Annotated in this window: 9 protein-coding genes, 1 tRNA gene and 1 pseudogene; 3 read left to right on the top strand and 8 right to left on the bottom strand. The window is 70.0% G+C overall.

Features of this window, described 5'->3' with window-relative positions; all coding sequences use genetic code 11:
* Window positions 1–216 (bottom strand): annotated as a pseudogene (locus ACM2XV_RS09860) (hypothetical protein); the annotation flags it as partial.
* A 10-nt stretch (window positions 217–226) separates the two neighbouring features.
* The gene (locus ACM2XV_RS09855) at window positions 227–1,453 is read right to left on the bottom strand and encodes a TadA family conjugal transfer-associated ATPase (RefSeq protein WP_487026803.1); all 1,227 of its coding nucleotides are present in this window, start codon (window positions 1,451–1,453) and stop codon (window positions 227–229) included.
* A 138-nt stretch (window positions 1,454–1,591) separates the two neighbouring features.
* Between ACM2XV_RS09855 and ACM2XV_RS09850 the strand changes: the two genes are divergently transcribed.
* Window positions 1,592–1,673 (top strand) — tRNA-Leu (locus ACM2XV_RS09850).
* Between the two features lie 30 nt (window positions 1,674–1,703).
* Window positions 1,704–2,375, top strand: a complete 672-nt coding sequence (locus tag ACM2XV_RS09845) for a DedA family protein (protein WP_487026802.1) — start codon at window positions 1,704–1,706, stop codon at window positions 2,373–2,375.
* On the opposite strand, the gene rdgB is transcribed toward ACM2XV_RS09845, so the two are convergent.
* Genes rdgB through murI form a run of 3 tightly spaced genes read right to left on the bottom strand, consistent with a single transcriptional unit; the run spans window position 2,372 to window position 4,579 of the window.
* Complete coding sequence (gene rdgB / locus ACM2XV_RS09840; RefSeq protein WP_487026801.1) at window positions 2,372–2,974, bottom strand: RdgB/HAM1 family non-canonical purine NTP pyrophosphatase; 603 nt, start codon at window positions 2,972–2,974, stop codon at window positions 2,372–2,374. The two genes, ACM2XV_RS09845 and rdgB, sit on opposite strands and share 4 nt — an antisense overlap.
* 2 nt (window positions 2,975–2,976) lie before the next feature.
* Entirely contained in the window at window positions 2,977–3,726 is a 750-nt protein-coding gene (rph, locus tag ACM2XV_RS09835; protein WP_487026800.1) for a ribonuclease PH, read from the bottom strand.
* Between the two features lie 25 nt (window positions 3,727–3,751).
* Window positions 3,752–4,579, bottom strand: coding sequence for a glutamate racemase (murI, locus tag ACM2XV_RS09830; RefSeq protein WP_487026799.1), 828 nt, complete (start codon window positions 4,577–4,579; stop codon window positions 3,752–3,754).
* Window positions 4,580–4,607: 28 nt separating this feature from the next.
* Here murI and ACM2XV_RS09825 point away from each other — a divergent pair, with 28 nt between their 5' ends.
* Entirely contained in the window at window positions 4,608–5,906 is a 1,299-nt protein-coding gene (locus ACM2XV_RS09825; protein WP_487026798.1) for a nicotinate phosphoribosyltransferase, read from the top strand.
* Window positions 5,907–5,929: 23 nt separating this feature from the next.
* Here ACM2XV_RS09825 and ACM2XV_RS09820 read toward each other — a convergent pair whose 3' ends face one another.
* The 3 genes from ACM2XV_RS09820 to ACM2XV_RS09810 form a co-directional block, all read right to left on the bottom strand.
* Window positions 5,930–6,202, bottom strand: coding sequence for a DUF3039 domain-containing protein (locus ACM2XV_RS09820; protein ID WP_344774213.1), 273 nt, complete (start codon window positions 6,200–6,202; stop codon window positions 5,930–5,932).
* A 21-nt stretch (window positions 6,203–6,223) separates the two neighbouring features.
* Entirely contained in the window at window positions 6,224–7,891 is a 1,668-nt protein-coding gene (locus tag ACM2XV_RS09815) for a hypothetical protein (protein ID WP_487026797.1), read from the bottom strand.
* The coding region (locus tag ACM2XV_RS09810; protein WP_487026796.1) for an ABC transporter ATP-binding protein at window positions 7,888–8,664 on the bottom strand (777 nt) is incomplete at its 5' end. The genes ACM2XV_RS09810 and ACM2XV_RS09815, both read right to left, overlap by 4 nt.

The raw sequence follows: 8,664 nt of genomic DNA, 5'->3' as shown, positions 1-8,664 counted from the left end.
GACCGCGGCGAGCACGGACAGCACCACGAACCCGGCGGGAGACAGGCCGGGGATGCCCGCCCGCAGCAGCCGGAGCCGCAACCGCTCCCCGGGGCGCTGCCGTGACGACGCGCGCCGCTCCGCCACCCGCCCCGACCGGCGGGTGGCGGAGGCGATGAGAAGCACTCCGGCGGCAAGAACGCCGCCGAGAAGCGCCCCGAGCCAGGCATCCGTCACCATGCGAACGTCACCATGTCTCTGCCTGCCCGAGCACGATCGCCGGGTCGAAGCCGGCCGCTCGGTACTTGGCGAGCTTGGCGGGGTGCCCGCCCGTGGGCCGGAGCTCGCCGCCTGCGCGCTGGAAGAGCGCGCTCGCCTCGATCACGCCCGCGTTCACCGCGCCGGAGAGCGCGAGGATCTCGCTCACGAACCGTGTGCCGCTGCGATCGAGCTCGCAGAAGACGACGAGGTCGATGCAGTTCGCGACCGTGGGCACGATGAACCCGGCGTCGATGTTGCGACCGGCGAGCAGCGGCAGCGTGCAGAGCTTGGCGAGCGCATCTCGCGCGGAATTGGCGTGGATCGAGCACGCTCCGGGGACGCCGGCGTTGAGGGCGAGCAGCAGGTCGAGCGCCTCGGCCTCGCGCACCTCGCCCACGACGATGCGGTCGGGCCGCATGCGCAGCGCCTCTTTGATGAGGCGCCGCAGGGTGATCTCGCCCGACCCTTCGAGCGACGGCTGGCGGCATTGCATGGCGACCACGTCCCGCACGGCGAGATCGAGCTCGAAGGTCTCCTCGACGGTGACGACGCGGTCGGTTCGGCGCGCGGCCGACATGAGCGCCCCGAGCATGGTGGTCTTCCCGCTCTGCGTCGCGCCCGCGACGAGGATGTTGCACCCGGCCAGCACCGACATGCGCAGGAACTCGGCTGCCTGACGACTGAGCGAGCCGAGGGCGACGAGCTGCTGCAGCTCGCGGATGCGCGAGGAGAACTTGCGGATGTTGACCGACCATGCACGGCTCACGTCGGGGATGACGACGTGCAGGCGCGAACCGTCGGCGAGCGAGGCATCGACGAACGGCTGGCTGACGTCGACGCGGCGACCGGAGTCTGACAGCATCCGCTCGACGAGATCGCGAACCTCTCCCTCGGTCAGGACCACGGGGGTCAGCTCGGACTTCCCGCCGCGCGCGACGAAGACCCGGTGCGGCTGGTTGATCCAGATCTCTTCGACCTCGGGGTCGTCGAGGTACTGCTGCAGAGGGCCGAGCCCGCTCACGGCCGCGACGACCTCGGCCTCAGCCGCCCGCTCATCGGCGAGCAGCGGCACCGTGCCGCCGAGCGCGAGCTCGGAATAGCGGCGCACCTCGTCGCGGGCGAGCTCTGCGGCCACGGCCCGACCGGCGTCGCCGCCCTGCAGGCGTACGCGTTCGCGCACCCGGTCGGTAATCTGCCGCACGGCATCCGTCATGGAAGGCAGGATGCCGAACAACCGTCATCGCCCGCGCAAGTTATCCACAGTCGGTGCGCCCCCGATCCCTTGGTCGTTTCTCAGGGTTCACCCGGAAGACTCGCCACGAGCCCCTCGATAGACTTCAGGAACGCACCGGCGGGAATGGTGAAACTGGCAGACACGCAGGATTTAGGTTCCTGTGCCGCAAGGCGTGAGGGTTCAAGTCCCTTTTCCCGCACGCAGCCCCTTTCGACACAGCAGGAGAACCGTGGTCCACGCCTCTCTCGTCCCCTGGTTGGACCCGCAGACGATCATTCACAGCGCCGGCCCCTGGGCCCTGCTGGTCGTGTGCGCGATCATCTTCGCCGAGACCGGTCTTCTGATCGGTTTCGTCCTTCCCGGCGACACCCTGCTGCTCATCAGCGGCGTCGTCTCGGCCCCCGGTGTCATGCTCTTCCACTGGCACGTCTACTGGGTCGCGCTTTTCATCGCCATCGCGGCGTTCCTCGGCGGTGAGCTCGGCTACTACATCGGCCGCAAGGCGGGCCCGCCCATCTTCGAGCGGCGCGAGTCCGGACTGTTCTCCAAAGAGAACGTCGATCGCACCAACGAGTTCTTCACCCGCTTCGGCCCCGCCGCCGTGATCGTCGCGCGCTTCGTCCCCGTCGTGCGCACCTTCGCGCCGATCGCGGCCGGCGTCGGCAAGATGCCGTACCGCCGCTACAGCCTCTACAACGCGATCGGGGCCGTGCTGTGGGCCGGCGGCATCGTGTATCTCGGCTACCTGCTGCACTTCATCCCCCCGGTGCAGCACTTCGTCACGGACTACATCGACGTCATCCTCATCGCCGCGGTCGTGGTCGCGATCGTCCCGACCGGCCTCCACCTGCTGAACACGCAGCGCAAGGCGAAGCGCGCCGAGGCCGAGCGCCGCTCCTAAGAGCGGGGCAGGGCCGCGAGTAGGGGCGTGATCGCCTCGAAGGCACGCGCCCGATGGCTGACCCCGCTCTTGCGCTCGGGTGCGAGCTCCGCAGCGGATGCCCCGCCTTCGCCGTCCGGAAGGAAGATCGGGTCGTAGCCGAACCCGTTCGCGCCCCGCGCCTCGCGGGCGAGGCGCCCCGGCCACAGCCCTTCGACGGTCGCTTCGCGCGCATCGGCGCCGCTGCCCGACACCAGGGCGATCGTGCACGAGAAGTGCGCGCCGCGGTTCGCGTCGGGAACATCGGCGAGCTGGTCGAGCAGCAGCTGCAGGTTGGCGCGATCATCGCCGTGCCGGCCCGACCAGCGCGCTGAGAAGATGCCGGGGGCGCCACCCATGATGTCGACGCAGATGCCCGAGTCATCCGCCAGCGCCGGCAGGCCCGTATGCGCGGCGGCGGCGCGCGCCTTTATCAGCGCGTTCTCGGCGAAGGTCGCGCCGTCTTCGACCGGTTCGGGGCCGTCGTAGGTCACGATCTCGAGCTCGCTCACTCCGAGCGCGAGGATGGTCTGGAACTCGCGCGCCTTGTGCGCGTTGTGGGTGGCGAGCACGACGCGCATGGCTACTCCCCCGCGAGATCCTGCGCGAGAGCCGCCTGCTGGAGGTCCGCCAGCTCGGCGTTCCCGATCAGCGCGAGATCGAGCAGCGTGTTGAGCTCGTCGCGGTCGAACGGCGTGCCCTCGGCGGTGCCCTGCACCTCGATGAACTTGCCACCGCCCGTGACCACGACGTTCATGTCGGTTCCGGCGCGGGAATCCTCGACATATGCCAGATCGAGCATCGGCTCGCCGGCGACGATGCCGACGGAGATCGCCGACACCGAGTCGGTCAGCGGCTGTGCCTTCTTCCCGATGAATCCGCGCTCCTTGCCCCAGGCCAGCGCGTCGGCCAGCGCGACGTACGCACCAGTGATCGACGCGGTGCGGGTGCCGCCGTCGGCCTGCAGCACGTCGCAGTCGAGCACGATCGTGTTCTCGCCGAGCGCCTTGAAGTCCACCACCGCGCGCAGCGATCGGCCGATCAGGCGGCTGATCTCGTGCGTGCGGCCGCCCACGCGGCCCTTCACGGCCTCGCGGTCGCTGCGCGAGTTCGTCGCACGCGGCAGCATCGAGTACTCGGCGGTGACCCAGCCCTTGCCCTGACCCGTCATCCAGCGCGGCACACCGTTGGTGAACGACGCCGTGCACAGCACCTTGGTGTCGCCGAAGCTGATCAGGGCGCTGCCCTCGGCCTGCTTGCTCCAGCCGCGCTCGATGGTGACGGGGCGCAGCTGCCCGGGCGTGCGCCCGTCGGCGCGAAGGGTGTCGGTCACGTCGGTGCCTTTCGGTCGTTCGAGCTCAGCGCTCGATCAGGGGGAGGTCGATGACGCCGGTCTGCACGAGGTCGACGCGCGAGACGTCGAGGCCCAGCATGCGGTTCGCCAGTCGCTGGAAGGCGAGGGTGTCGGCACCCGTCGCCTCGTAGTGGATCAGGGGCTCGGTCGACGCGCGGCGCTCGAGGCCACCGCCGACGAGGATGCGGTACACGTCGTTCGCCGTCTCGACGTCGCTCGACACGAGGCTCACGCTCTCGCCCATGACATACGAGATGGCGCCCTTGAGGAACGGATAGTGCGTGCAGCCCAGCACGAGCGTGTCGACGCCCGCGTCTTTGAGGGGCCGAAGATAGTCGGATGCCTGAGCGAGCAGCTCGGGGCCGCTGGTGACCCCGGCCTCGACGAACTCGACGAAGCGGGGGCAGGCCGCGGTGAACAGCTCGAGGTCGGGCGCCGCGGCGAAGGCATCCTCATAGGCCCTCGAATTGACCGTGCCGAGCGTGCCGATCACGCCCACGCGCCGGTTGCGGGTCGTGGCGACCGCGCGGCGCACGGCGGGCTGGATGACCTCGACCACGGGAACGTCGTAGCGCTCGCGCGCATCGCGCAGCATCGCCGAGCTCGCCGTGTTGCAGGCGATGACGAGCATCTTGACACCCTGCTCGACCATGAAGTCGAGCACCTCGAGCGCATAGCGGCGCACGTCGGCGATCGGCTTCGGTCCGTAAGGCGAGTGGGCGGTGTCGCCGATGTAGAGGATGCTCTCGTTCGGCAGCTGATCGCGCACCGCTCGCGCGACCGTGAGCCCACCGACGCCCGAATCGAAGATCCCGATCGGCGCATCGCTCATGCGAGTAAGTCTAAGTAGTGTGGCCGATATGACCGGTTCAACGGCTCTGCTGACCGACCGCTATGAGCTCACGATGCTGGACGCCGCGCTGGCCGACGGCACCTATTCGCGCGAGTCGGTGTTCGAGGTCTTCGCCCGGCGGCTGCACGGCCGGCGCTACGGCGTGGTGGCGGGCACCGGCCGCCTGCTCGAGCTGATCTCGCGGTTCCGCTTCGGCGAGGCCGAGCTCGAGTGGCTGCGGGCGGAGCACGTGGTCTCGGACCGCACCCTCGACTGGCTCGCCGACTACCGCTTCACCGGCACGATCACGGGCTACCGCGAGGGCGAGGTGTACTTCCCGGGCTCGCCCCTGCTCACCGTCGAGGCACCGTTCGCTGAGGGGGTCATCCTCGAGACCCTCGTGCTCTCGGTGCTCAACTACGACTCGGCGATCGCGACGGCCGCGAGCCGGATGGTGCACGCCGCCGCCGGCCGCCCCATCGCCGAGATGGGTTCGCGCCGCGCCAACGAGGACGCCGCGGTCGCCGCCACCCGCGCCGCCTACATCGCCGGCTTCGCGGCCTCGTCGAACCTCGAGGCGGGGCGGGTCTGGGGCCTGCCGACCATGGGCACCGCCGCCCACGCCTTCACCCTGCTGCACGATTCGGAAGAGGACGCCTTCCGCTCGCAGGTCGCCGCGATGGGCGTCGGCACGACGCTGCTCGTCGACACCTACGACGTCGAGCAGGGCGTCGAGACGGCCGTTCGCGTCGCGGGGCCGGAACTCGGTGGCATCCGCCTGGACTCCGGCGACCTGCCCAAGCTGGTCGGCAAGGTGCGCGCGCAGCTCGACGCGCTCGGAGCCACGAAGACCAAGATCACGGTGACCAACGACCTCGACGAGTACGCGATCGCCGCTCTCTCGGCGAGCCCCGTCGACAACTACGGCGTAGGAACCTCGGTGGTCACCGGGTCCGGCTCGCCGGCGGCCGGCATGGTCTACAAGCTGGTCGCACACAAGACGGATGCAGGCGAGTGGATTCCCGTCGCGAAGAAGTCCGACGGGAAGGCATCCGTCGGCGGCCGCAAGATCCCGATCCGGCACCTCGACTCGTCGGGCACGGCGACCGCCGAGGTCGTGCACGTGCTCACCACGCGGCCCCCGCGCGCAGAGGGGCGCGAGCTGCTCGCGACGCTGATGAGCGATGGTGAGCCGGATGCCGCGTTCCTCGGCCCCGCCGGAGTGAGTGCCGCCCGGGCGCACAACGCCAAGGCGATCGACGAGCTGCCCGAGGAGGCCTTCCGGCTCGGCGCGGGCGACCCCGTGCTCAAGACGCTGTTCGTGTAGCGAGCGCGCTTCCCTGAGCGAACTCAGTCGGTCAGCGCGTCGTAGATCTCTTTGCACTCCGGGCAGATCGGGAACTTCTCGGGATCGCGCCCGGGAACCCACACCTTGCCGCACAGTGCCTTCACCGGCTTGCCCGTCACGGCCGACTCGAGAATGGCTTCCTTCTTCACGTAATGCGAGAAGCGGTCATGGTCGCCTTCTTCGACGGATTCCTGCTCAAGCAGCTCTTCGAGCTCGCGATCGAGCGTCGCCGTGCTGCCGCCCTCCAGGGGTCCGCCGGGTTCCGAGATGCTCATGGTCTCAAGTGTATGAGCGGGTCACGCCGCTTTGACCGCGGCGTCGAGCATCTGCGGCCCACGCCGGTTGAAGATCGCGGCACCGCCCACGACTCCGCCGACCAGCGCCAGCGCCCCCACCACGAGCCCCGCCCACAGCGACGACACGAACCAGGCGGGGTCGACGAAGACGCCGAGCACGCCGAACACGATGGCGGGCGCAGACAGCACGATGATGACCACCAGGCTGAAACCCTGCACGACCGCAGCCGCAGCGCCCACGCTCTGCGGCTGCGCGAATGGGCTGTCGCCGGGCTTCGGCACCGGGTACGGCGTGAGCGTCGACGTCACGCTCGAGAGCCCGAGGCCGACGAACAGCTCGCACACGGTCACGCCGACGAGCGCCAGCGCGACGTGCGCGTCGCCGTAGAAGTACACAGACACGGCCGTGCCCACCACGATGAGCGGGATGCCGATGAACAGCAGCGGCACCAGGCGGCCGATGCGGTCGGCGAGCCCCGTGGTGCCCGCCACGACGTGCAGCCAGATGGCGGTTCCGTCGTAGGCGACGTCGTTGTGCGCCGCCCAGCCGAGGAACAGCACCATGATCGGCAGCGGCAGCAGCGCGGGGTACGTCCCCGGAATCGCGTGCACGACGGCGAACGCCGTGAGGATGATGATCGGGATGACCGGGATCATCACGAGGGAGACCCAGTAGCGGGCATCCCGCCCCCAATAGCTGAGGCTGCGCGCCGCGACCGCTCCCCACGGGGTCGCCGGCATCACGCTGAACCACCCGAGCCCCGCATACGTCTTCACCTCGCCCGAGCGCGAGGGCGTGACGAGCATGTGCGCGACGAGCGCACGCCACGCCAGCCAGAGCGCTGCGAGCATGGCGATCGCGATCAGCAGCTCGAGCGCCGCGGCGCCCCCGCGGCCGACGGCCGTGTCGGCGGGAACGGCCCAGGCCGCGCACATCGGCGACCAGCGCAGGATGTCGGCGAGCACGGTCATGATCGAGAAGCCGCGCGCACCCCAGTCGACGTTCGACAGCGACAGCACGAGCGGCGAGATCAGGACGACCAGCAGCACGCCGACCACGCCGGTCAGCTCGCGCGCGCGACGTGTGTCGAGCAGGAATCCGGCGGCCGCCGTCGCGACCCGCGCGGCGAGCACGCTCGTCGCCGTCGCAAGCACCGCGCTGATCAGCGCCAGCACGGCGAGCCAGAAGCCATGCGACCAGGTCACGACCGTGGCGAGCGCGCACACCGCGAGCACGATCGCCGGCACCGAGAGGATCGACCCGGCCGCGAGGCCCACCGCGAGCCGATCGGTGGGGATGCCGAAGAGGGCGAACTTGCGCGGGTCGAGCGTGTCGTCGACGCCGAAGACGAGCGGCAGCAGCAGGAAGCCGGTCGTCACCGCCGCCCCGACCACGATCACGATGGAGCGAACGGATGTCACATCGGGCACGAACCGCGCCGCGACGAGCCCCCCGACCAGCAGCGCCATCATGCCGATGCCGTAGAGCGACGCGATGACGAGACCGACCACCTGCCACGGGCTGCGGCGGAAGGCCCCGCCGAGCAGGGCGAGCTTGAGGCGCAGGAAGCGGGGGACGTCGGCGAAGGCCTCCCTCATCGTCTTCGCGGCGGTCAGGCCGAGCGTGCGAGCGGAGGCGGCCGCCTGCCGGCCGTCGGGCGCCTTCACTCGGAGAAGCTGTGCAGCCACTCGAGGCCCTCCGCCGCCTTGCGCCCCCCAGCCAGCTCGACGAAGCGCTCTTCGAGCGTCTTCTGCCCGCGCACCTCGTCGGCGGTGCCCGAGTCGAGCACGACGCCCGCGACGATGATCGCGACGCGATCGCAGATGCGCTGGATGAGATCCATGCTGTGGCTGGACAGCACGACCGTGCCGCCTGCTGCCACGTACTTCTGGAGGATCTCGGTGATGTTCGCCGCAGAGACCGGGTCGACCGACTCGAACGGCTCGTCGAGCACGAGCACGCGCGGCGAGTGGATCAGCGCGGCGGCCAGGGCGATCTTCTTCGTCATTCCGGCGGAGTAGTCGGCGACGAGGCGCCCGACGGCCGCCTCGAGGCCGAACGCCGCGACGAGGTCGTTCACCCGCGCCTTCACGGTGCCCGCGTCGAGGCCGCGCAGCGTGCCGCAGTAAAAGAGGAACTGCGCCCCGGTGAGGCGGTCGAAGAGCCGCAGGCGGTCGGGCAGCACCCCGATCAGCCGCTTCGCGTGCTCGGGCTGCTTCCAGACGTCGACGTCGTGCACGACGACCTCGCCCGAGTCGGGGCGCAGCAGCCCACTCACGATCGACAGCATCGTCGTCTTGCCGGCGCCGTTGGGGCCGACTATTCCGTAGAAGGACCCCTCTGGCACGTCGATGCTCACGCCGTCGAGCGCGATCGTGCCGCCGAAGCGCTTGTAGAGCTGGCGGATGCCGAGGGCCGTCGGCTTGGGCTCGGGAACCGG

The organism is Gryllotalpicola sp. CP2-P1, assembly GCF_057512245.1.
The sequence above is the reverse complement of the archived record's forward strand: the minus strand, read 5'-3'. Positions and strand labels throughout refer to the sequence as shown.

Coding starts and splice junctions, on each gene's coding strand:
- ACM2XV_RS09855 (WP_487026803.1), bottom strand. CDS start 1,453: ATGACGGATGCCGTGCGGCAGATTACCGACCGGGTGCGCGAACGCGTA.
- rdgB (WP_487026801.1), bottom strand. CDS start 2,974: ATGCGCGTCGTGCTCGCCACCCACAACGCGCACAAGGCGCGCGAGTTC.
- murI (WP_487026799.1), bottom strand. CDS start 4,579: ATGAGCGATGCGCCGATCGGGATCTTCGATTCGGGCGTCGGTGGGCTC.
- ACM2XV_RS09825 (WP_487026798.1), top strand. CDS start 4,608: ATGACCGGTTCAACGGCTCTGCTGACCGACCGCTATGAGCTCACGATG.
- ACM2XV_RS09820 (WP_344774213.1), bottom strand. CDS start 6,202: ATGAGCATCTCGGAACCCGGCGGACCCCTGGAGGGCGGCAGCACGGCG.